Source organism: Pseudomonas sp. RV120224-01b, from assembly GCF_003208145.1.
GTDB lineage: Bacteria > Pseudomonadota > Gammaproteobacteria > Pseudomonadales > Pseudomonadaceae > Aquipseudomonas > Aquipseudomonas monteilii.
In genome coordinates, this window is sequence record NZ_QKMQ01000005.1 from 1 (window position 1) to 21,755 (window position 21,755).

Here is a 21,755-nt window from a genome sequence, read left to right on the forward strand (position 1 = left end):
GGCGCATGAGGCCAAGCTGGCGTTGCAAGGTTCGCTGCTGGGGATATTGGGCGGGCAGATTGAGTTGGCCGGACTGGCAATGCGATCCAGTGCCACCTACATAAAGGCGCCCTGGTCCCAAGGGACGGCAGCAGTTGGAGTGGCGCTGGTTAAGTTCGGCGCCCTATTCAGTTCAATAGCCGGAATTTTTGATACTGCACAAGCGATATCTGCCGCCAAGCGAGCTGCTGCTGAGGGAGACAGTACAGCGCGGATTTTTCATGCTACCTCTGCAGTCTTTTACGGAGTAGGTGCTGCAGCGTTTGCTGGCGCCGTGTTCAAATCACTGATTTTAGGACCATTAGGCTTGGCTGTATTATTGAGCCTGACGGCATATGCATTGAGCAAGCACGCTGAAAAGAATGAATCTTCAGCGTTGGAACGCTGGGCAAGGCGATGTTTGTTCGGAAAGGCTGATGAAACACCGGCAGTGCATTGGAATACGCCTGAATACTCTGATATCGCGTTTGCAGAGCTGAATGCGGCAGTCCTTGGCGTTCAAGCAAAGTTTAATTTTGAGTCAAGCATCACGACAGACCCGGCAGCGCCAAGGATTGGAGGTCTAGTCGGTGTGATGACAGAACAAAAACTTAGATTTCATGTGGTTTTGCCAAATTATAGGGATGACATTTCTGCTTTCCGCTGGGGGCTGACTCTCCATCGTTTCGGCGATGGAGAATTTCCTGAGTACGAGGGTGGCGAGACCATTATTGTCGATGACTTTCACGCTATCACTACAGGCGCCGTGTCGAAATCAGCTAGGTTTTCTAGTTTCGCCCCACCACGGATACCCGACTATAAGACTGAATTTACAGTCCTAAAAAATCAAAAAGACGGTAAGCAGGAAGGTGTTAGTTGGTTGGATATCTCTGGAGTAGTAGAGCTCATGCCCACTATCGGTAGACACTCCATAATTGGAGCAACGCTATTGGTGATGTATTGGCCAGATCGGACGGTTCCGAGTGCGTATGTAGAAGTGTGCGAGCGGGGAGAAAATGAATAAGCGTGAATCAAAAGCGCAATGGGAGCGAGGGCTTGGGTGGAGCTACGATTTGCCACATGTCAGCGAAACACCTGATCTCTGGTGTGGGGTGAAAAATTTAAAGCCATCGCCAAACTATTATGATGACGTGTATCTAGAACTGCCAAGGTCAACGTTCAGCTTAAGAGGGGTGGCGGCTTTGGTGGTTGCCCCGATTTTGCTTTTTTGCACTGGGCTACTAGTGTGGTTATATTGGATTTTATTTATTGAAGGCTTATTGCGGGATTGGCTGATGAACGTGTTCTTGATACTGGGGCCTCCGGCGGCTATCTGGTTTGTTGTGCCTTATGTAAAGTTAGATTTAGTAACCCCTAGAGACGAGCCAATCCGTTTCAATCGCCTGCGTCAAAAAATCTACATCTACGAGTTCAGATACGACCGCATCTTCATATTCAGCCGCAAACGCTGGGGCGTCAGGCCCGTCGCCTACAACTGGGACGACGTTACCGCCGAGGTCTACCGCGTCTACGCCCCAGGCCACGGCGGCCTGATCGAAAATGTCATGCTGTCAGTCCGTAATCCCGAAACCAACGAAGTCATTGACCGTGTCTTCTTCACGCATACCCTGCATCAGGGCGAAGCCTACTGGGCCATCGCTCGGCTCTTCATGCAACAAGGCCCCAAAGCCTTGCCAAAATTCGTGCACCCACCCCGCGACTGGAACGATGACGATGGCCTCAGCCACATGCATTGCCTGGCCCCAAAGGTTGAGTGGCCAGCAGACATTGACCGTGAGTCCCGTACAGCACCGTCTGAAGGAGAAACCCAATGAACCCGGTTGTACTTGTAGGCCACCGACATGAATGCCCGCTGCATGGTGTCAATCAGGTAGAGAGCGGCAGCGTGACCTATACCTTCAACGGCAGGGCAGTTGCGAGGGTCGGTGACCGCACCACGTGTGGTGCGGTTATCGAGAGTGGGGCAGAGCATTTCCTGATCGAAGGCGCGGCGGTGGCGCGCAAAGGTGATCGAACGGATCATGGCGGTGTGCTGGATGAGGGCGATGTCGGGTGGTTGCTGTAGGACTGTGTGGGCTTGCAGATCTGTTTGCCGGCCTGGGAAGCCACTTCAAGGGCCTGGCCGTCCCGTTGCTTGCCTTGGCGGGCAAGGCCTTCAAGCTGCGGTATCAGCATGCCTTCCGGCAAATGCCGCCAGAAACGCCCGGGCATGTGCAGGCGCAGGGCATCCGGGTTGAGGCGGGCAGGGTTGAAGGTATGGCGGTAATAGGTGCGCCACAGTTCGGCGCCAGGGTCGTCGGCATTGCGTGCCCATTGCTGCCAATACTCAGGGCAATGGCGTTGGTAATCGAAATCCTGGCCGTCGAAGCGAATGCCATCCCGTGGCGTGGCGATCAACCAGCGTAAACGCCCCAGACGGTCGGCAAAATGAGGGCTGGCACTTTCCAGAACGTCATGCGCCGGTTCGTGATAGGCCACCAGATCAAGTTGCAGGCGATCAGCCAACGCCTCTGGCAGCGGTACGAAGCGCACAAAGGCATGCAGGTGATGCGCCTCCCGGGTGACTTGCTTGATACGCCGTTGCAACTCACTGCCCAACCGGTCACCCGCCAGCATGGCCGTGCGGTCGCCATGGGCAACACGCCAGAGCACTTCATACAGCAGGTTCCAGCGCTGTTCGCCACGATAACGGGCAGCCTGCTCCAACTGGCTCAGCAGCACGGCCGGGACTTTGGCACGAAAGGGGCCTGGGCCTTCCGGGGGCGCTTCCGGTACTGCCAGCAGGTCGGCCATCGGGCCTTGCGACCAGGTGACCTCGGAGGGGTCGATGCCATGCCCAAGCAATACCCGGGCCTGATCCCGCCAGGTGGCGAACTGGTCATCACAATCGAGCGCGATCATCCCCACAACCCCATCTGCACGGGCGCCTGCGGCTCACGCAAACGCGCCCTTAGCAGGCCGCTGCGCAACTCGGCCTGGGCCGGGCGATAATCGCTGGTGACGATGAACGGCCGTGCCTTGTCCAGCACGCAGCGCAGTTGAATGAGGTCGTCATAGCGAATGCGCCGCTCTCGGCGCAGTGCGACCAGGCGCTGTACGCTACGCAGGCCAATGCCGGGAATACGCGCCAGCAGCGCGGGCTCGGCGCGGTTCACGTCCAGCGGGAATACCTCTCGGTTGGCCAGCGCCCAGGCCAGCTTGGGGTCGATGTCCAGCGCCAGGTTGCCGCTCTGGCCCAGCAATTCACCCGCCTTGTAGCCGTAGCCACGCAGCAGGAAGTCGGCCTGGTACAGGCGATGCTCGCGCAGTAGCGGCGGGGCAGCCAAGGGCACGCTGCCCGGGCTGTCGGGGATCGGGCTGAACGCAGAGTAATACACGCGCTTGAGGCCGTAGCCTTGATACAGCGACTCGGCATTGCGCAGCAGGGTGCTGTCGTCGGTGCTGTCGGCACCGACGATCACTTGGGTGCTTTGCCCAGCAGGGGTGAAGCGCGGGGCCTTGGGTTCGTTGGCCACGGCTTGTTGGCCCAAGTGAATCACGCCCATTGCCTGGCGGATGGTATGCGCCTGTTTTTCCGGTGCCAGGCGCTTGAGGCTGGCGTCGGTGGGCAGCTCGATGTTGACACTGAGTCGGTCGGCCAGGCGGCCGGCTTCTTCGATCAGCAGGGGGTCGGCATCCGGGATGGTCTTGAGGTGAATGTAACCGCGGAAGTTGTGTTCTTCGCGCAGTAACCGGGCTACGCGGATCAATTGCTCCATGGTGTAGTCCGCCGAGCGGATGATGCCGGAGCTAAGGAACAGGCCACTGATGCAGTTTCGCCGGTAGAAGTCCAGCGTCAGGCGGACCACCTCTTCGGGCGTAAAGCGCGCGCGAGGTACGTTGCTGGAGCGGCGGTTGACGCAGTACTGGCAGTCGTACAGGCAAAAGTTGGTCAATAGCACCTTGAGCAGCGACACGCAGCGGCCGTCGGGGGTGTAGCTGTGGCAGATGCCCATGCCGTTGGTGGCGCCCAGGCCGTCACCGCCGCGTGAATTGCGCTTGGGCGCACCGCTGCTGGCGCAGGACGCGTCGTACTTGGCGGCGTCGGCGAGGATGCCGAGTTTGGCGATGAGCTGCATGTGACTGACTCGAAATACTGACTATTCATACAGTATTTTGAGAATTCATGAATTGCAAGAGGCACGAAGCTTCGCATTGAACATACCCGAGTAAATCCGTCAGCTAAGCTTGTGCTGGACTAACGGACAGCAACGAGGCACGGGAGAGGTTATGAAGATCACCATCAAGCCGGAACTGGCGCTGGCCGGGCTGGCGCTGGCATTGGGCATGCTCAATGCCCAGGCAGCGGAAACCAGAAAGGTGGATGTGATGCTGGTGGGCGGCGGCATCATGAGTTCTACGCTGGCCGTCTGGCTCAACGAGCTGGAGCCAGGCTGGTCGATGGAGATGGTCGAGCGCCTGGACAAGGTGGCCGAAGAAAGCTCCAACGGCTGGAACAACGCCGGCACCGGCCACTCGGCCCTGGCTGAACTCAACTACACGCCGGAAAAAGACGGCAAGATCGACATCAGCAAAGCCGTGGAGATCAACGAGTCGTTCCAGGTCACCCGCCAGTTCCTGGCCTGGCAGGTGAAGCAGGGCGTATTGAAGAACCCCCATTCCTTCATCAATACCACGCCGCACATGAGTTTCGTGTGGGGGGACGACAACATCCGCTTCCTGAAAAAGCGCTATGAGGCGCTGCAGGCCAGCCCGTTGTTCAAGCCCATGCAGTATTCCGAAGACCACGAGCAGATTCGCAAGTGGGTGCCGTTGATGATGGAAGGGCGCGATCCCAACCAGAAACTGGCCGTGACCTGGACGCCAATCGGCACCGATGTGAATTTTGGCGAGATCACCCGGCAGTACGTGGGCTATCTGCAGACCCGGCCTAACTTTGACCTCAAGCTGTCGAGCGAGGTGCAGGAAATCACCCGTAACGATGACGGCTCCTGGCACGTCGAGTACAAGAATCTGAAAGATGGCAGCAAGTCGGCTACCGACGCCAAGTTCCTGTTCATTGGTGCTGGCGGTGCGGCGTTGCCACTGCTGCAGAAGTCGGGCATCGACGAAGCCAAGGACTATGCCGGCTTCCCGGTCGGTGGCTCGTTCCTGGTCACCGACAACCCGGCCATCGCCCAGCGCCACATGGCCAAGGCCTACGGCATTGCCGCGACCGGTGCCCCGCCGATGTCGGTGCCGCACCTGGACACCCGGGTGCTCGATGGCAAGCGGATGATTCTGTTCGGGCCGTTCGCCACGTTCTCGACCAAGTTCCTCAAACAGGGCTCGCTGCTCGACCTGCTTGCCAGTACCAGTGTGCACAACGCCTGGCCGATGGTGCGGGTGGGCGTACGCGAGTTTGACCTGGTGCAGTACCTGATCGGCCAGGTGCTGCAATCCGACAATGACCGCTTCGAAGCGCTGCGCACCTACTTCCCCGAGGCGAAGAAGGAAGACTGGCGGCTGTGGCAGGCCGGCCAGCGGGTGCAGATCATCAAGAAAGACGAAGCATTGGGTGGCGTGCTCAAGCTCGGTACCGAGGTGGTGACGTCCAAGGATGGCAGTATCGCCGGCTTGCTGGGGGCTTCGCCGGGTGCCTCGACCGCACCACCCATCATGCTCGATGTGCTGAACAAGGTGTTCAAGGACAAGGTGGCAACGCCACAATGGCAGGCCAAGATCAAGGAGATTATCCCGTCCTATGGCATTCGCCTGAATGACCACCCGGACCAGGTGCAGAAGGAATGGGCATACACCAATGAGGTGCTGCAGCTCAATCCGCCTGTGCCTTAGCCCATGTGAAACGGTAGATGTGGTTGGGCGCTGCGCTCTGGCATTGGCCGTTTTCGGCATCGGCGCCCACCACATACCATTCGGCCCGTGAGGTCTGGCCCAGCTTGCGGGCCTTGCTGGCACTGAAGCAGCGGCCCAGTTCGGTGGCTGGAATCAGGGCGAAAGCGGCAGGGTTCTGGCGTAACCAGTAGGCCGCCGTATCTGCCCTGGATTGGCCGGTGAAGCCGAAATGCACAATCGGTTGTCGGGCAAACAGCCAATGCCCCTCGCGCCAGTTCACCAACACCAGCTCAGCGCCACCGGTGGCGCGTTTCGCCTCGCTCATCAGCGTTTCATGCGGGTTGCGACCCTCCTTTAGCGGCTCGACAAAGCCACGTGCAAACCACAGGGCAAACCACATCAAGGCCACGGCAGTGAACACGCTGCGCCATCCCGGTCGGCGTTGAAACCAGTGTTTGAGTAACCATGGCACCAGTGGTGCGATGGCCAGCACCAGGCCTGGCAGCGCGGGGAAGATATACAGCTTGCGCTTGCCGCTGCTGAGGCTGAAAAACAGCAGCACCAGCGCCACCCAGCCAAGCAACAGCAGAAAGCGCCCATCGCGCTTCTGCAATTGCCGGCGCCAGGCGGGCACCAGCCAGGGCAGGGCGAGGATCAGTGGCAGCCAGTATTTGGGGATGACCTTGACGAAGAAGTACCAGAATGGCTCGCGATGGTCCCAGGCGTTGGCATAGCGGCTTGCGGTCTGGCGTAGCAAAATCTCCTTGAGGTACGCCAGCTCCGCCGCGCCACCGCCATGGGCGATCGACACCAACAGGGGCAGCAGCCACACCGCGCAACCGGCCAGCAACCACAGCAGCCCCAGGCTCCAGCGCCAGCACTGGCCAGGCATGGCGACTACACCGTGCCAGCGCCGGCGCACCGCCCAGGCATAGGGAAGCAACATCAGCGCCGGGACAAAGCCCACACCCTTACTGATAATGCCCAGCCCCATGGCCGCACAGGCCAGGTAGAACCAGCCCCAGGCTGGGCCCAGCAGCAGGTGGCGCACCATGCCGTAAAAGCCCAGTGCCACCCACAGGCACAGGAAACTGTCGATCTGCCCCGTACGCAGGATGCTGTAGCTCTGGTAGGTGGCCAGGAACAGCAACGCGGCGATTACGCCGATACGCCGGTTCCACAGGCGCCGCCCCAGGTCATGCAGCACCCAGGTGATGGTCGCCGCCGACAGCAGGCCCGGCAGGTAGAGGGCTATCCTGGGCGAGCCGGTCAGTTGGCTGAACAGGGCCACGGTCCACATGAACAGCGGCGGCTTGTCGCCGTAGATTTCCGCTGCCCGGTGGGGGATGAACCAGTTGCCGCTCTGAAGCATTTCCAGGGCGACGCCGAGAAAGCGTTCTTCGTCCACATTCATTGGCTGGCGCCAGCCAATACCGGCGCCCACCAACAACACCGCGAGGGCAATCAGGGCCAGGCGTTCGGCCCCAAGTGTCTTGAACCTGCGCAAGGGCTATTCCTTCTGTTCCTGATGGCGGGCGATGAGTTGCAGGTTGCGCAGGTAAACCAAGAAGCCGAAGCTCTGGCCGATGATGAATACCGGGTCCTGGCGGTAAATGGCGTAGGTCAGCAGCAGCGCGCTGCCGAGCATGCTCAGGTACCAGAAACCTACCGGGATGACACTGCGGCGTTTGAACTCGCTGTACAGCCACTGCAGCACGAAGCGCCCGGTGAAAACGGCCTGGCCGGCGAAGCCGATGATCAGCCACAGGGTTTCGCGGGTCATCCTTCGAGCTCCTGGGGGCGCGTGTCCAGACGGGTGCGGCGGATCAGCCACCAGACCCCGAACAGGTCGAGGATGCCGACCAGGGCGCGGTCCAGGTTGCCGTACTTGGACACCCCGGCGTGACGTGGTCGGTGGTTGACCGGGTGCACCAGCATGCGGCCGTTGTGGCGCAGGATAAGTGCCGGGATAAAGCGGTGCATGTGGTCAAAGTAGGGCAGGCGCAGGAAGGCTGCGCGCTCTATCAGTTTCAGCCCGCAGCCGGTGTCGGGCGTGGCGTCTTTGAGCAGGCGGCTGCGCAGGCCGTTGGCGAAGCGCGATGCCCAGCGCTTGCTGGCGCTGTCACGGCGGTTGACCCGGTGCCCGGCCACCAGCTTCACACCACCGCCCAGATCTTGATTGGCGCGTACCAGGGCCAGCATGCCCGGGATGTCTGCCGGGTCGTTCTGGCCGTCGCCATCGAGGGTGGCCAGCCATTGGCCGCGGGCAGCCTGCGCGGCATGCCACAGCGAGGTGCTCTGGCCCAGCGAGCGGTCGTGGCGCAGGATGCGCAGTTGCGTGTAACCCTGGCTTTTCAGGTGTTGCAGCACGCTCAGGGTGCGGTCGCTGCTGCCATCGTCAACCACCAGCACTTCATAGTGTTCTGTCGCCAGCGCGCTGCGAATTTCCATCAGCAGTGACGGCAGGTTGTCGACCTCGTTCCTGGCAGGTATGAGCACCGAGAGGTCAAGTGGATCTGTCATGAGGCTACCTGTGATCGTGTTGTGATTGCGTGGCTCAAACCCGGTAGAAATCCCGGTACCAGCCCACGAAAGCGTTTACGCCGTGTTCCAGCGACGTGCCCGGAGTGAAGTCGATCCAGCGCGCCAGTGAGCCCACATCGGCCCACGTCTCCAGCACGTCACCCGCTTGCAGCGGCAGGTAGTCGCGCTGCGCCTTGATGCCCAAGGCGTCTTCCAGGCATTCGATAAAATGCAGCAGCCGCACGGGTTGGCCACGGCCGATGTTGAACAGCTGGCAGGGCGGTTGCCCTTCGCCAGGCTGTGGTGGCCTCAGGCGCAGGCGCAGGACGCTTTCGACGATGTCGTCGATGTAGGTGAAGTCGCGTCCCATCAGGCCGTTGTTGTAAACCTCGATCGGGCGGCCTTCGAGCATGGCGCGGGTGAATTTGAACAGCGCCATGTCGGGCCGGCCCCAAGGGCCGTACACCGTGAAAAAGCGCAGGCCTGTGGTCGGTAGCCGGTACAGGTGCGCATAGCTGTGCGCCATCAGTTCGTTGGCGCGCTTGCTGGCGGCATAGAGCGACACAGGTTGCTCGACCGGGTCATCGACACTGAACGGCAGCTTGGCATTGGCGCCGTACACCGAACTGCTGGAGGCGTAGATCAGGTGGCGTGGCGGTTGTTGGCGGCAGGCTTCGAGGATATTGAGGAAACCGACCAGGTTGGCCTGGCCGTATACGCCGGGGTTTTCCAGTGAATAGCGCACCCCGGCCTGGGCCGCCAGGTGGATCACTTCACTGAATGCCTGCCCGTTGAACAGCTGCTGCAGGTCGGCAGCATTGGCAAGGTCGAGGGTCTGGAAGCGGAAGTTGGCAAAGCCGAACAGCTGCCGCAGGCGCGCCAGTTTCAGCTCGACGCTGTAGTAGGCATTGAGGTTGTCGATGCCGACCACGTCGATACCCGCCTCGCACAAGCGCTGCGCGACGTGGTAGCCGATAAAGCCGGCGACGCCGGTGATCAGTACGGGCATGCTGGCTGCACCTGGCCACGGCCGATGCCGTAGTACGTCAGGCCAGCGGTGGCCATGTGTTCGGGCTCGAACAGGTTACGCCCGTCGAACACCACCCGGTCGGCCAGCAACTGCGGCACCTTGTCCAGGTTGAGCACGCGGTAGTCTTGCCATTCGGTAACGATGACCAACGCGTCGGCACCCTCTAGTGCATCGTCCTTGCAGGGCACCAGTTGCAGGTCGGCACGCGGGCCGTAGTGCCGCTGGATCTCCTCCATCGCTTGCGGGTCGTGGGCCTGCACCCTTGCGCCAGCGGCCCACAATGCTTCCAGCAGGACCCGGCTGGAAGCCTCGCGGATGTCGTTGGTGTTGGGTTTGAACGACAACCCCCACAAGGCGAATACCTTGCCCTGCAGGCCACCGGGATAATGCCGCTGGATCTTGCTGAACAGCCGGCCCTTTTGATGTTCGTTGACCGACTCTACCGCGCGCAGCAACTGGGGTTCGAACCCTTCAGCCTCGGCGCTGCGGCGCAGGGCTTGCAGGTCCTTGGGGAAGCACGAGCCGCCGAAGCCGCAACCGGCGTAGATGAAGTCGTAGCCGATGCGCGGGTCGGAGCCAATGCCACGGCGCACCATCTCGATGTCGGCCCCCAGGTGCTCGGCCAGGTTGGCGATTTCGTTGATGAACGAGATCTTGGTCGCCAGCATGCAGTTGGCCGCGTACTTGGTCAGTTCGGCGCTGCGCGCATCCATGATCATCAGTTTTTCGCGGTTACGGCTGAACGGCAGGTACAGCTCGCGCAGCAGCTCTACCTCAGCCGGTTCTGCACCGCCGATGATGATGCGCTCCGGGCGCATGCAGTCGTCCACGGCAGAGCCTTCCTTGAGAAATTCCGGGTTGCTGATGACCTGGAATCGACCGGGTTCGGCGCCGGCCTGGGCAATACGCGACTTGATGCGGTGCACGGTGCCGACCGGTGCGGTGGATTTGTTGACGATCACCTTGGGGCCATCGGCATGTTCAAGGATTCTGTCGACCACGGCAAACACGTGCTTCAGGTCGGCGCTGCCATCCGCTTGTGGCGGGGTGCCGACTGCGATGAATTGCAACCTGGCGTATTGGGCTGCTTTCCCGGCATCGGTGGTAAAGCGCAAGCGACCGCAGGCCAGGTTTTTCTCCAGCATTGGCGCAAGGCCCGGTTCGAAGATCGGGCAATGGCCTTCATTGAGGATGGCAACCCGTTCGGCGTCGACGTCCATGCACAACACGGAGTGCCCCACCTGCGCCAGGCACACTGCCTGGGTGAGGCCGACATACCCGGTACCGAAAACCGTGACCTTCATTGTTCAGCTCCTTGATAAGAAAGCTGAAAAAAAATGTCACATCGTTGTTTAGGAATTGTTACCTGATGGACGAATTCAACGGCTATGTAGCCTGGATCGCGTTTCATCCGGGCAGAAGATCTAAACTTACCAACAGCTCGCGGTAACGCGCTGTACCACGAGCCCAAACCCTTGAACCGACCACCGCCTCCCCGGAGCGGATGTCCCTCGCTGGCGATGGCCTTCTTGCAGAGGAGGGCAGGTCATGGACGAGGCAAGGCTTCATGATTTCATGGGCAAGCTGGTGGGCGACATGGGCGCCGCAGCGACGCTGGCAAATGTAATCTTGGGTGACGAGCTGGGCCTGTACCGGGCGATGGCCGACAGCCAGCCGACCACGCCCGAGGCGCTGGCGGCCAGGACCGGCTGTCACCCTCGGCTGGTGCGCGAATGGCTGAACGCCCAGGCGGCATCGGGCTACATGACGCACGACAAGGGCCTTTTTGTGTTGCCCGAAGAGCAGGCCATGGCCTTGGCGCTGGAGGATTCCCCGGCTTACATGGCGGGTGGCGCTGCAGTGATCGCGGCATTGTTCCATGACAAGGACAAGCTGGTCGCGGCCATGCGCGGCGATGGCGGGCTGGCCTGGGGCGACCACCATCCGTGCATGTTCAGTGGTACCGAACGGTTCTTCCGGCCAGGTTATCGAACGTTCCTGGTGGCTGAATGGCTACCGGCGCTGGAGGGGGTGGTGGCTAAACTGCATGCGGGCGCCAAGGTGGCGGATGTGGGGTGTGGGCACGGCGCCTCCACGCTGGTCATGGCCCAGGCATTTCCGGCGTCGACTTTTGTGGGTTATGACTACCACGGTCCCTCTATTACCACCGCCAATGAACGTGCGCGCGAAGCGGGGCTGGCGGAGCGGGTGAGTTTCCAGCAGGCAAGTGCCAAGGATTACCCGGGGCATGACCATGACCTGGTGTGCTTCTTCGATTGCCTGCACGACATGGGCGACCCGGTGGGGGCGGCCAGGCACGCCTACCGTGCATTGAGGCCTGACGGTACGGTGATGCTGGTAGAGCCTTATGCCGAGGATTCGCTGGACGGCAACCTGAACCCGGTCGGGCGGTTGTTCTATGCCGCGTCGACGTTCATCTGCACGCCGAATTCGTTGTCGCAGGAAGTGGGCCTGGGGCTGGGCGCGCAGGCTGGGGAGGCGCGGTTGCGGGCGGTGTTCGAAGAGGCGGGGTTCAGCCGGTTCCGGCGGGCGACGCAGACGCCGTTCAACCTGATTCTGGAGGCCCGAAAGTAGGGTGTAATCCTGTGCTGGCCTCTTCGCGGGCACGCCCGCTCCCACAGGATCATCACAGGCCTGAAACTGACGCATTACTTGTGGGAGCGGGCGAGCCCGCGAAGAGGCCTGGCCTGTAAAAGCAGAAGGGGCACCATGTGGCGCCCCTTCTGTTTGCTGCTTAGGCTTCAGCGTCCCAAGGACGATCGCCTTTTTCATCTTTCACGCGGGTCGGCAGGCCCATCACGTCCAGCGCCTTGAGGAACGGCTCGGCTGGCAGCTCCTCGACGTTGACCATGCGCTTGGCATCCCACTCGCCACGGGCTACCAGCAGGGCGGCAGCCACTGGCGGTACGCCGGCAGTGTAGGAAATACCCTGGCTGTCGGTTTCGGCGTAGGCCTCTTCGTGGTCAGCCACGTTGTAGATGAACACTTCGCGCGGCTGGCCATCCTTGGTGCCTTTGACCAGGTCACCGATGCAGGTCTTGCCGGTGTAGCCTGGGGCCAGCGAGGCTGGATCCGGCAGCACAGCCTTGACCACTTTCAGCGGTACCACTTCCAGGCCTTCGGCGGTTTTCACCGGTTGCTCGCTGAGCAGGCCCAGGTTTTTCAGCACGGTGAACACGTTGATGTAGTGTTCGCCGAAGCTCATCCAGAAGCGCACGTTCGGCACGTTGAGGTTCTTCGAAATCGAGTGAACTTCATCGTGACCGGTCAGGTACAGGTTTTGCGAACCTACCACCGGCAGGTCGTCGGTACGCTTGACCTCGAACATGGTATTGCTGGTCCACTGGCTGTTCTGCCAGCTCCACACTTGCCCGGTGAACTCGCGGAAGTTGATTTCCGGGTCGAAGTTGGTGGCAAAGTACTTGCCATGCGAACCGGCATTGACGTCGAGAATGTCGATCGAATCAATGCTGTCGAAGTATTGCTGCTGCGCCAGCTTGGCGTAGCTGTTCACCACACCCGGGTCGAAACCGACACCAAGAATGGCAGTGATGTTCTTTTGTTGGCACTCTTCGAGGTGTTTCCACTCGTAGTTGCCGTACCACGGCGGGGTTTCGCAGATCTTGCCCGGCTCTTCGTGGATGGCGGTGTCCAGGTAGGCGACACCGGTATCGATGCAGGCGCGCAGCACCGACATGTTGAGGAAGGCGGACCCCACGTTGATCACGATCTGCGATTCGGTTTCGCGGATCAGTGCCTTGGTTGCCTCGACATCGAGGGCGTTGAGCGAGAAGGCCTGGATGTCGGCGGGTACCTTGAGGCTACCCTTGGCCTTGACGCTGTCGATGATGGCCTGGCATTTGGAGATGTTCCGTGACGCGATAGCGATACGACCCAGTTCGTCGTTATGCTGCGCGCACTTGTGGGCCACCACCTTGGCGACACCTCCTGCACCAATGATAAGAACGTTCTTCTTCAATTTACCCTTTGCTCCTTACTTGAGTAGCCAGTCTTACGACAGGCTGGAAACGTAGTCTTCGAAACCGAACTCGCGGACGACTTCGACGCTGCCGTCGAGCTGCTTGACCACGATGGAAGGCATTTTCAGACCGTTGAACCAGTTTTTCTTGACCATGGTGTAACCCGCTGTGTCGACGAACGACAGGCGATCACCAATGGCCAACGGACGATCGAATTGGTACTCGCCGAAAATGTCACCGGCCAGGCACGACTTGCCGCAGACCATGTAGGTGTGCTCGCCGTCATTCGGGGCCATCTTGGCATTGAGGCGATAGATCAGCAGGTCGAGCAGGTGCGCTTCGATGGAGCTGTCGACCACGGCCAGGTGCTTGCCGTTGTACAGGGTGTCGAGCACGGTCACTTCCAGCGAGGCGCTGTTGGTGATGGCCGCTTCGCCCGGCTCCAGGTATACCTGCACGCCGTATTTCTCCGAGAAGGCCTTGAGGCGCGCGCAGAAGGCGTCTACCGCATAGTCTTCACCGGTGAAGTGGATGCCGCCACCCAGGCTGACCCACTCGACCTTGTGCAGCAGGTGGCCGAAGCGCTCTTCGATGTGCGTGAGCATCTTGTCGAACAGGCCGAAGTCGCCGTTCTCGCAGTTGTTGTGGAACATGAAGCCGGAGATCTGCTCGATCACCTGTTCGATCTTGGCCGGGTCCCATTCGCCCAGGCGGCTGAACGGGCGGGCCGGGTCGGCCAGCAGGTAGTCGGAGCTGCTGACTTGCGGGTTGACGCGCAGCCCGCGTACCTTGCCTTCGGACTGTTCGGCAAAGCGCTGCAACTGGCCGATCGAGTTGAAGATGATCTTGTCGCAGTTCTCCAGCATTTCCTCGACCTCATCGTCGGCCCAGGCCACGCTGTAGGCGTGGGTTTCGCCGGCGAACTTCTGGCGGCCGAGCTTGAGCTCGAAGAGGGAGGACGAGGTGGTGCCGTCCATGTACTGCTGCATCAGGTCGAACACCGACCAGGTGGCGAAGCACTTGAGGGCAAGCAGCGCCTTGGCACCGGAGTGTTCACGCACGTAGGCGATCTTCTCCATGTTGCTGAGCAGCTTGGTTTTGTCGATGAGGTAATACGGCGTCTTGATCATTTAAAGGCCCCCGGCCAGGCCGGCCAAAAAAAGGACACGCATTGTGCCTTCACTTGCCGCAGACCGAAAGGGTGCGATACGCATTTCGTCAGGGTTGACGCCGTTGCGAGGGCATTTTTCCGGTTGCAGTGGGCTTAGTAGATCAGGTGTATGTGACTATCGTAATCACCACCCACAGGTATTGCCGCGCATTCAAGGGCGCTGCAATACCTGTGGGGGCCGGTTTTTGCGCGAATGGGCCGCCAAGCGGCCCCGGTGAAACTCAGCCCAGGGCTGGGGTGCGTGGCGGGATCATGCGGCGCGAGCCGGTCGCCTCGAAGGCTGCACCAAAGCTCAACAGCGCATTGTCGCTATACGCGCGCCCGGCAAAGGTCAGCCCCACCGGCATGCCGATGTCGGCCATCACGCCCATCGGTACGGTGACGGTTGGCACCCCCAGGTGACGGATCGCCAGGTTGCCGTTGGCCACCCAGATACCGTTGCTCCAGGCGATGTCGGCCGAGGACGGGTTGACATCGGCGTCGGCCGGGCCTACATCGGCAACGGTCGGGAACAGCACCGCGTCCAGGCCCAGGTTGTCCATCCAGTCTTCCAGGTCCAGCTTGCGGGTCTTTTCCAGGCCACGCAGGCCGTCTGGCAGGGTCTCGATCTGGTCCCAGGTCTTCAGACCACGCTTGGCCATGTTGACGTATTCGTCCATGCCGGCAGCCAGGTCGTCCTCACGGTTGGGCAGGGTGCCCGGGTCGTGCGGGAAGATCTGTGGGCCGTCAACATCGGCCAGGCGGTTGAGCTTGGGGTCACCGTTGGCGCGCAGGAAGTCGTCGAAGCCCCAGCCCGACAGTTCCCACAGTTCGTCGTGCAGGAATTCCTTGCTGACGATGCCACGGTTGTAGACAGTCGGTGCGCCCGGGCGGTCGCCCTCGCAGTTGGACACCAGCGGGAAGTCCACTTCCAGCACTTCGGCACCGGCCGCTTCCAAGGCCTGGCGCGCCTGCTGCCACAAGTCGATCACCGTGGCGCGGGTGTTGATGCGCTGGCCGGTCGGGCCGCCGATGCCCGGCTTCTCGGAGGTGCCAGCTTCGGCATCCGCATTGATGTACATGCGTGGCACACCAAAGCGCTTGCCTTTGAGGGCACCGGCATCCACGGCCAGGTCCAGGTAAGACGCAGGGCGCACCGTCGACGCTGCCGGAATCGGCACCCAAGGCTGCAAGCGCCACAGGTCGCCGCGCTTGTCAGCGTCATCGGCTACCACCACATCGAGGATTTCCAGCAAGTCGGCCATGGTGCGGGCGTAAGGCACCACCACGTCCATGGTCGGGGTCAGCGGCCAGTTGCCACGCACCGAAATCACCCCGCGCGATGGGGTATAGGCGCACAAACCGTTGTTGGACGCCGGGCCACGGCCGCTGGACCAGGTTTCTTCAGCCAGGCCGAAGGCGCTGAAGCTGGCGGCGGTGGCGGTGCCGGCACCGTTGGACGAGCCCGAGGCGAATGGCGCGGTCAGGTAGTTGGCGTTGTACGGGCTTTCGGCGCGGCCATACACGCCGCGCTGCATACCACCGTTGGCCATGGGCGGCATGTTGGTCTTGCCCAGGCACACGGCGCCGGCGGCGCGCAGGCGCTCGATGGTGAAGGCGTCGCGCTGGGCGACCAGGTCCTTGAAGGCAGGGCTGCCGGAAGCAGCGGTCAAGCCTTTGACCAGGTAGCTGTCCTTGGCGGTGTAGGGGATGCCGTCCAGCGGGCTCAGCACCTGGCCCTGTGCGCGGCGGGCGTCGGAGGCCTCGGCTTCTTTCAGCGCCTCAGGGTTGCGCACCACCACGGCGTTCAGGGCCGTGGCGGTGTCGGCGCCATCGTAGGCGTCGATACGCGCCAGGTAGGCCTTGACCAGCTCGACCGCCGTCGTGCGGCCCGACTCGAGCGCGTCGCGCAGCTCGGCAATGGAAACCTCGGTTACCTCGATCATGCGTTCACCAAAAAAATGTGCAGGTGGGGGCTAATGCGAGGAGTGTACAAGAAGGGCTTGACGGACGCAGGTTTGCGCGGGGGCAAATGGTTTTATGCAGGCGGGCATTGTTGGGGTCGCGTAGCGAGCCCGGCTAGCCCTCAATCCAGGTCCGCCGCGCAATGCCGCTCGGGCACCTGGCTGTCTTCATCTCCCCAGGTCCGGTTCACCCGGGTACCGCGCTGCACCGCCGGGCGCTGGGCAATTTCCTCGGCCCAGCGCTGCACGTTGGGGTATTCGTCAACCGCCAGGAACTCCGCCGCGCCATACAGGTTGCCGCGCACCAACTGGCCATACCATGGCCACACGGCGATATCGGCAATGCTGTATTCGTCGCCGCCCAGGTAGCGGCTTTCGGCCAGGCGGCGGTCGAGTACATCCAGCTGGCGCTTGGCTTCCATGGTGAAGCGGTTGATGGCGTACTCGTACTTCTCTGGTGCATACACGTAGAAATGGCCAAAGCCACCCCCCAGGTAAGGCGCTGCGCCCATCTGCCAGAACAGCCAGTTCAGGCTTTCGGTGCGTGCAGCCGGCGATTTCGGCAGCAGGGCACCGAACTTGTCCGCCAGATACAGCAAGATCGACCCCGATTCGAACACCCGTACAGGTGGCTCGACGCTTCGGTCGAGCAGGGCAGGGATCTTCGAGTTGGGGTTTACCTGGACGAAGCCACTGGAGAACTGGTCGCCCTCGCCGATGCGGATCAGCCAGGCATCGTACTCGGCACCGCGATGGCCCAGAGCAAGCAGCTCTTCAAGGGCAACGGTGACCTTTACGCCATTGGGCGTGGCCAGGGAATACAGCTGCAGCGGGTGTTTGCCCTGCGGCAGGTCCTTGTCGTGCGTCGGGCCTGCAACCGGGCGGTTGATGCTGGCGAACTGGCCGCCGGATGCTGCGTCGTTGCGCCAGACCTTAGGTGGCACATAGGCGGGCTTGCTCATGCATGAATCTCCTTCAATGGCGCGAAACGGTCACGTAAAGACGTGGACCTGCATCTATGCCACGGGTTCGACGCCATGCGCAAATGCATAGGGCGCGCACGCCACATGCATGACGACGGTTTCATCCAGTTTTCATGCGGTTCCGGCCAGGCCGGCTCTATGCTGGGCTATCACTTCGCCCTGCAAGGAACCGCCGGCCGATGACCCTTCCACGCTGCATGTTGGCACTGGCGCTGCTCGGCGGCCTGCTGGCCCACGCCGAGGCTGCGCCATGGGTGGCCGGCCTGCACCACATGACACTGGCCGACCCGGTCGATAACCGGCCGATGCAAGCACTGGCTTTTTACCCGGCCGTTGGTTCAACCCATCGCAGCCGTATAGACGGCTACCCGGTCGAGGTGGCTGAAGAGGCACCCGTTGCCATGGGCCAGTTCCCGTTACTGGTGTTGTCCCACGGCAACACCGGCAGCCCGTTGGCCTTGCATTACCTGGCCACGTCCCTGGCGCGCCAGGGGTTCGTGGTGGTAGCGGTCGTGCACCCGGGGGACAACGCCCGCGACCACAGTCGCCTGGGTACCTTGAGCAATCTTTATGGCCGGCCGCTGCAAGTCAGCGCTGCCATCGGTGCTGCCCGTGACGATGCATTGCTCGGGCCTTACCTGAATGATGGCAAGGTCGGTGTGATCGGCTATTCGGCCGGCGGCGAAACCGCGTTGATATTGTCTGGTGCGCGCCCCGACCTGGACCGCCTGCGCCAGTACTGCCTGGAACGCCCGAACGACGCCGACGCCTGCAAAACCCACGGGATTCTGATTGCCGACCGCAGCGAGCTGGCGCCGCAGGCAGACCAGCGGGTGGGGGCGGTGATGCTGATGGCCCCGTTAAGCTTGCTGTTCGGGCGCCATGCCCTGGCCGGGGTGCAGGTACCCGCCCTGATCTATAGCGGAGACAGCGATCAACTGGTGGCCGTGGACCGCAACGCCGAAGCATTGGCCCGCAAACTGCCGGTTACACCGGATTACCGCCTGCTGGCCGGCGCTGGGCACTTTGTGTTCATGGCCCATTGCGACGTCGAGCAATACACGCGAATGCCCGTACTGTGCAAAGATGCCGAGGGCGTGGATCGCCGCCATATTCATCATTCGCTGGAGCGCGAAACGGCGGCGTTCTTCAGCCAGGCACTGGGTGCACCGCAACCGGGCGAGCGGTCAGCCGAAGCGGGCGCGCCGCGACAGCAACAGCGTTAGGCCCACCCCGGCCAAAGCCAGCAGGGCCGCCACGCAGAAGATCGAGGCATAGCCGAAGTGCACGGCCACTGCGCCCATTACAGGCCCGGCGATGGCCAGGGCCATGTCAAAGAACACCGCATAGGCGCCTAGCCCCGCGCCACGGCTGCTGCTGGGGACCTGCTTGATTGCCTCGACGCCCAGCGCCGGGTACACCAACGACAGCCCGAAACCGGTAAGCCCTGCGCCGACCAGCGCCCAGGCCGGGGAAGGTGCCAGCCATAGCAAGCTCAGGCCAAGCACTTCGGTGGCCATGCAGGCGACCGCCACGTTGTAGCCACCAAAGCGGTTGACCGCATTGACGAACAACAGCCGCGAAATGATGAAGCACACACCAAACGCACTCAGGCACCAGGCAGCGCCGGCCCAGCCGCGCTCCAGGTAGTACAGGGTGACGAAGGTGGTCAGGGTGCCATAGCCGATCGAGGCGAGGGTCAGGCCCAGGCCACACGGGGCGACACGGCCGAACGCGGACCAGAAGGGCAGGCGCTCACCGCGCACCACCACCACGTCAGGACGTTTGCGCAGCACCAGCAGGGCAGCCACGGCCAGCACCAGCAAGGCGGGCCCCAGTACGCTGAAGTCCAGCCCGTCCACGGCCAGTACGCCCAAGGGGGCGCCTATCGCGATAGCACCATACGAGGCAATCCCGTTCCACGAGATCACCCTGGCGGTGTGTTCGGGGCCGACCTGGCTGATGCCCCAGCTCAATGTGGCTACACCAATCAACCCCTGGGCGATGCCCAGCAGCAAACGGCCTGCGAGCAGCAACGCAAGGCTCAGCAGCGGCAGCGTCAGGGTCCAGGCCGACAGCAGGGTCAACACCCCGCAGCCGGCAATCCCCAGCAGGCCGAAGCGGATGGCCTGCTTGCCCCCAAGCGTATCGGCAACGCGCCCGGCAAACGGGCGGCTGAGCAAGGTGGCCAGGTATTGCAGGCCAATGGTCACCCCGGCGATCACCGCGCCAAAACCCAGCTGGTCATGCACATAGCTGGGCAGTACCGCAATCGGCAGGCCGATGCAGAGGAAGGCAATGAAGGTGTAGAAAACGATCGACAGGATCTGCAGGGTGATGTGCAGGGTATTGCGGGTGGGGGCGGGTTGTTGCGCGGTCATGGGCTCTTTCGCGGGCGGGCGGTTGGGCGTGGTTCCATGATGGCTGTTACAGGAAGGAAATGAAAGCAGGCTAACGAATTATTCGTCGGGGAATGCCAGCCTGAGGGACTGGCGGTGGATGCTTCGCGGGCTCGCCCGCTCCCACAGCTACTGCACAGTACTCAAGGCCTGCGCAGTACCTGTGGGAGCGGGCATGCCCGCGAAGAGGCCGGCTCAGCCATATAGATGGCCATGCCGCCCCATCAATCAGACCAGCACACCCTGGCTACGCAGGTAGTCGTCATAGGTACCGCTGAAGTCCACTACGCCATCGGCCGACAGCTCGATGATGCGCGTGGCCAGCGACGATACGAACTCGCGGTCGTGGCTGACGAACAGCAGGGTGCCTGGGTAGTTTTCCAGCGCCAGGTTCAGCGCTTCGATCGATTCCATGTCCAGGTGGTTGGTCGGCTCGTCCATCACCAGTACGTTCGGCTTCTGCAGGATCAGCTTGCCGAACAGCATACGGCCTTGCTCACCACCGGAAATCACCTTCACCGACTTGAGAATCTCGTCGTTGGAGAACAGCATGCGCCCCAGGGTGCCGCGGATCACCTGCTCGCCAGAGGTCCACTGGCCCATCCAGTCGAAAAGGGTCATGTCGTCTTCGAAGTCGTGGGCGTGGTCCTGGGCGTAGTAGCCCACTTCAGCGCTGTCGGTCCACTTGACCGAACCAGCATCCGGGGTCATCTCGCCGACCAGGGTGCGCAGCAGCGTGGTCTTGCCAATACCGTTGGGGCCGATGATGGCAACGCGCTCGCCCGCTTCGACGGTGATGTCGAAGTTCTTGAACAACACCTTGTCGTCGAAGGCTTTGGCCATTTTTTCGACGACCACGGCCTGGCGGTGCAGTTTCTTGGTCTGTTCGAAACGAATGAACGGGCTGACACGGCTGGACGGCTTGACCTCGGCCAGCTGGATCTTGTCGATCTGCTTGGCGCGCGAAGTCGCCTGCTTGGCCTTCGAGGCGTTGGCCGAGAAGCGGCTGACGAAGGTCTGCAGCTCGGCGATCTGGGCTTTCTTCTTGGCGTTGTCCGACAGCAGTTGCTCACGCGACTGGGTGGCTGCGGTCATGTACTCGTCATAGTTGCCCGGGAACAGGCGCAGTTCGCCGTAATCCAGGTCAGCCATGTGGGTGCAGACGCTGTTGAGGAAGTGTCGGTCGTGGGAAATGATGATCATGGTGCTGTTACGCGCCGTGAGGATCGTTTCCAGCCAGCGGATGGTGTTGATGTCCAGGTGGTTGGTCGGTTCGTCGAGCAGCAGCACGTCCGGGTCCGAGAACAGCGCCTGGGCCAGCAGTACACGCAGCTTCCAGCCCGGTGCCACTTCGCTCATCGGGCCGAAGTGTTGCTCCAGTGGAATACCCAGGCCCAGCAGCAGTTCACCGGCGCGGGATTCGGCGGTGTAGCCGTCCATTTCGGCGAATTCGGTTTCCAGTTCGGCGACGGCCATACCGTCTTCCTCGGTCATTTCCGGCAGCGAGTAGATGCGGTCGCGCTCGGCCTTGACCTTCCACAGTTGACCGTGGCCCATGATCACCGTATCGATCACGGTGAATTCCTCGTAGGCGAACTGGTCCTGGCGCAGTTTGCCCAGACGGGTGTTCGGCTCGAGCATGACCTGGCCCCCGGATGGCTCCAGGTCACCGCCGAGGATCTTCATGAAGGTCGACTTGCCGCAACCGTTGGCGCCGATCAGGCCGTAGCGGTTGCCGTTGTTGAATTTGACGGAAACGTTTTCGAACAGCGGCTTGGAGCCGAACTGCATGGTGATGTTAGCTGTGGAGATCAAGTGCTTGTCCTGCGGG

18 protein-coding genes and 1 pseudogene are annotated in these 21,755 nt (G+C 61.7%); 6 read left to right on the plus strand and 13 right to left on the minus strand.

The annotated features are described in order from the left end of the window. From N436_RS28465 to N436_RS09920, 3 genes and pseudogenes are all read left to right on the plus strand, one after another. Window positions 1–1,042, plus strand: a pseudogene (locus N436_RS28465) (hypothetical protein); the annotation flags it as partial. Then, window positions 1,035–1,853 carry a DUF6708 domain-containing protein gene (locus N436_RS09915; RefSeq protein WP_256589906.1) on the plus strand — a complete coding sequence of 273 codons (819 nt, stop codon included), beginning with the start codon at window positions 1,035–1,037 and terminating at the stop codon, window positions 1,851–1,853. The pseudogene N436_RS28465 and the gene N436_RS09915, both read left to right, overlap by 8 nt. Beyond that, window positions 1,850–2,104 (plus strand): PAAR domain-containing protein, encoded by a 255-nt coding sequence (locus N436_RS09920; protein WP_110740891.1) that lies wholly within the window; start codon window positions 1,850–1,852, stop codon window positions 2,102–2,104. Before N436_RS09915 ends, N436_RS09920 begins: the two co-directional genes overlap by 4 nt. Here N436_RS09920 and N436_RS09925 read toward each other — a convergent pair. Together N436_RS09925 and N436_RS09930 are read right to left on the minus strand one after the other, a co-directional pair. Then, window positions 2,059–2,946, minus strand: a complete 888-nt coding sequence (locus N436_RS09925) for a TIGR03915 family putative DNA repair protein (protein ID WP_110740892.1) — start codon at window positions 2,944–2,946, stop codon at window positions 2,059–2,061. The two genes, N436_RS09920 and N436_RS09925, sit on opposite strands and share 46 nt — an antisense overlap. Further along, on the minus strand, window positions 2,937–4,157 hold the full coding sequence (locus tag N436_RS09930; protein WP_110740893.1) for a putative DNA modification/repair radical SAM protein: 1,221 nt from the start codon (window positions 4,155–4,157) through the stop codon (window positions 2,937–2,939). The genes N436_RS09925 and N436_RS09930 overlap by 10 nt, the downstream gene beginning before the upstream one ends. A gap of 151 nt (window positions 4,158–4,308) precedes the next feature. Here N436_RS09930 and mqo point away from each other — a divergent pair, with 151 nt between their 5' ends. Further along, the gene (gene mqo / locus N436_RS09935) at window positions 4,309–5,874 is read left to right on the plus strand and encodes a malate dehydrogenase (quinone) (RefSeq protein ID WP_105948763.1); all 1,566 of its coding nucleotides are present in this window, start codon (window positions 4,309–4,311) and stop codon (window positions 5,872–5,874) included. On the opposite strand, the gene N436_RS09940 is transcribed toward mqo, so the two are convergent. The 5 genes from N436_RS09940 to N436_RS09960 are packed head-to-tail and all read right to left on the minus strand — an operon-like array spanning window position 5,855 to window position 10,731. Further along, complete coding sequence (locus N436_RS09940) at window positions 5,855–7,381, minus strand: glycosyltransferase family 39 protein (protein WP_105948762.1); 1,527 nt, start codon at window positions 7,379–7,381, stop codon at window positions 5,855–5,857. The genes mqo and N436_RS09940 overlap by 20 nt on opposite strands. Before the next feature lie 3 nt (window positions 7,382–7,384). After that, a complete protein-coding gene (locus N436_RS09945) occupies window positions 7,385–7,657 on the minus strand; it encodes a lipid-A-disaccharide synthase N-terminal domain-containing protein (protein ID WP_016486575.1) in 273 nt (90 codons plus the stop codon). Then, on the minus strand, window positions 7,654–8,397 hold the full coding sequence (locus N436_RS09950) for a glycosyltransferase family 2 protein (protein WP_105948761.1): 744 nt from the start codon (window positions 8,395–8,397) through the stop codon (window positions 7,654–7,656). The genes N436_RS09945 and N436_RS09950 overlap by 4 nt, the downstream gene beginning before the upstream one ends. Before the next feature lie 34 nt (window positions 8,398–8,431). Beyond that, entirely contained in the window at window positions 8,432–9,406 is a 975-nt protein-coding gene (locus N436_RS09955) for an NAD-dependent epimerase/dehydratase family protein (protein WP_110740894.1), read from the minus strand. After that, window positions 9,394–10,731 carry a UDP-glucose/GDP-mannose dehydrogenase family protein gene (locus N436_RS09960; RefSeq protein ID WP_110740895.1) on the minus strand — a complete coding sequence of 446 codons (1,338 nt, stop codon included), beginning with the start codon at window positions 10,729–10,731 and terminating at the stop codon, window positions 9,394–9,396. Before N436_RS09960 ends, N436_RS09955 begins: the two co-directional genes overlap by 13 nt. 244 nt (window positions 10,732–10,975) lie before the next feature. Between N436_RS09960 and N436_RS09965 the strand changes: the two genes are divergently transcribed. Further along, window positions 10,976–12,022, plus strand: coding sequence for a class I SAM-dependent methyltransferase (locus tag N436_RS09965; RefSeq protein ID WP_110740896.1), 1,047 nt, complete (start codon window positions 10,976–10,978; stop codon window positions 12,020–12,022). 160 nt (window positions 12,023–12,182) lie between these two features. On the opposite strand, the gene N436_RS09970 is transcribed toward N436_RS09965, so the two are convergent. The 4 genes from N436_RS09970 to yghU form a co-directional block, all read right to left on the minus strand. Further along, complete coding sequence (locus N436_RS09970; RefSeq protein ID WP_016394970.1) at window positions 12,183–13,427, minus strand: saccharopine dehydrogenase family protein; 1,245 nt, start codon at window positions 13,425–13,427, stop codon at window positions 12,183–12,185. 33 nt (window positions 13,428–13,460) lie between these two features. Next, complete coding sequence (gene nspC, locus N436_RS09975; RefSeq protein ID WP_016715639.1) at window positions 13,461–14,558, minus strand: carboxynorspermidine decarboxylase; 1,098 nt, start codon at window positions 14,556–14,558, stop codon at window positions 13,461–13,463. A 262-nt stretch (window positions 14,559–14,820) separates the two neighbouring features. Next, window positions 14,821–16,524, minus strand: coding sequence for an amidase (locus tag N436_RS09980; RefSeq protein ID WP_110740897.1), 1,704 nt, complete (start codon window positions 16,522–16,524; stop codon window positions 14,821–14,823). 140 nt (window positions 16,525–16,664) lie between these two features. Further along, window positions 16,665–17,504 carry a glutathione-dependent disulfide-bond oxidoreductase gene (yghU, locus tag N436_RS09985; protein ID WP_060499038.1) on the minus strand — a complete coding sequence of 280 codons (840 nt, stop codon included), beginning with the start codon at window positions 17,502–17,504 and terminating at the stop codon, window positions 16,665–16,667. 200 nt (window positions 17,505–17,704) lie between these two features. On the opposite strand from yghU, the gene N436_RS09990 reads away from it, so the two are divergent. Then, window positions 17,705–18,751: a dienelactone hydrolase gene (locus N436_RS09990; protein WP_110740898.1), complete on the plus strand. Its 1,047-nt coding sequence runs from the start codon at window positions 17,705–17,707 to the stop codon at window positions 18,749–18,751. On the opposite strand, the gene N436_RS09995 is transcribed toward N436_RS09990, so the two are convergent. Further along, window positions 18,713–19,906, minus strand: coding sequence for an MFS transporter (locus tag N436_RS09995; RefSeq protein WP_105948754.1), 1,194 nt, complete (start codon window positions 19,904–19,906; stop codon window positions 18,713–18,715). The genes N436_RS09990 and N436_RS09995 overlap by 39 nt on opposite strands. A gap of 246 nt (window positions 19,907–20,152) precedes the next feature. After that, window positions 20,153–21,739, minus strand: a complete 1,587-nt coding sequence (locus tag N436_RS10000; RefSeq protein WP_016715632.1) for an ABC-F family ATPase — start codon at window positions 21,737–21,739, stop codon at window positions 20,153–20,155. Window positions 21,740–21,755: the final 16 nt, after the last annotated feature.

What these genes read in the sequence shown, in the direction of transcription:
- N436_RS09965 (WP_110740896.1), top strand. Translation starts at nt 10,976, where the DNA reads ATGGACGAGGCAAGGCTTCATGATTTCATGGGCAAGCTGGTGGGCGAC.
- N436_RS09980 (WP_110740897.1), bottom strand. Translation starts at nt 16,524, where the DNA reads ATGATCGAGGTAACCGAGGTTTCCATTGCCGAGCTGCGCGACGCGCTC.
- nspC (WP_016715639.1), bottom strand. Translation starts at nt 14,558, where the DNA reads ATGATCAAGACGCCGTATTACCTCATCGACAAAACCAAGCTGCTCAGC.
- yghU (WP_060499038.1), bottom strand. Translation starts at nt 17,504, where the DNA reads ATGAGCAAGCCCGCCTATGTGCCACCTAAGGTCTGGCGCAACGACGCA.
- N436_RS09955 (WP_110740894.1), bottom strand. Translation starts at nt 9,406, where the DNA reads ATGCCCGTACTGATCACCGGCGTCGCCGGCTTTATCGGCTACCACGTC.
- N436_RS09960 (WP_110740895.1), bottom strand. Translation starts at nt 10,731, where the DNA reads ATGAAGGTCACGGTTTTCGGTACCGGGTATGTCGGCCTCACCCAGGCA.
- N436_RS09950 (WP_105948761.1), bottom strand. Translation starts at nt 8,397, where the DNA reads ATGACAGATCCACTTGACCTCTCGGTGCTCATACCTGCCAGGAACGAG.
- N436_RS09915 (WP_256589906.1), top strand. Translation starts at nt 1,035, where the DNA reads ATGAATAAGCGTGAATCAAAAGCGCAATGGGAGCGAGGGCTTGGGTGG.
- N436_RS09995 (WP_105948754.1), bottom strand. Translation starts at nt 19,906, where the DNA reads ATGACCGCGCAACAACCCGCCCCCACCCGCAATACCCTGCACATCACC.
- N436_RS09930 (WP_110740893.1), bottom strand. Translation starts at nt 4,157, where the DNA reads ATGCAGCTCATCGCCAAACTCGGCATCCTCGCCGACGCCGCCAAGTAC.
- mqo (WP_105948763.1), top strand. Translation starts at nt 4,309, where the DNA reads ATGAAGATCACCATCAAGCCGGAACTGGCGCTGGCCGGGCTGGCGCTG.
- N436_RS09945 (WP_016486575.1), bottom strand. Translation starts at nt 7,657, where the DNA reads ATGACCCGCGAAACCCTGTGGCTGATCATCGGCTTCGCCGGCCAGGCC.
- N436_RS09990 (WP_110740898.1), top strand. Translation starts at nt 17,705, where the DNA reads ATGACCCTTCCACGCTGCATGTTGGCACTGGCGCTGCTCGGCGGCCTG.
- N436_RS09920 (WP_110740891.1), top strand. Translation starts at nt 1,850, where the DNA reads ATGAACCCGGTTGTACTTGTAGGCCACCGACATGAATGCCCGCTGCAT.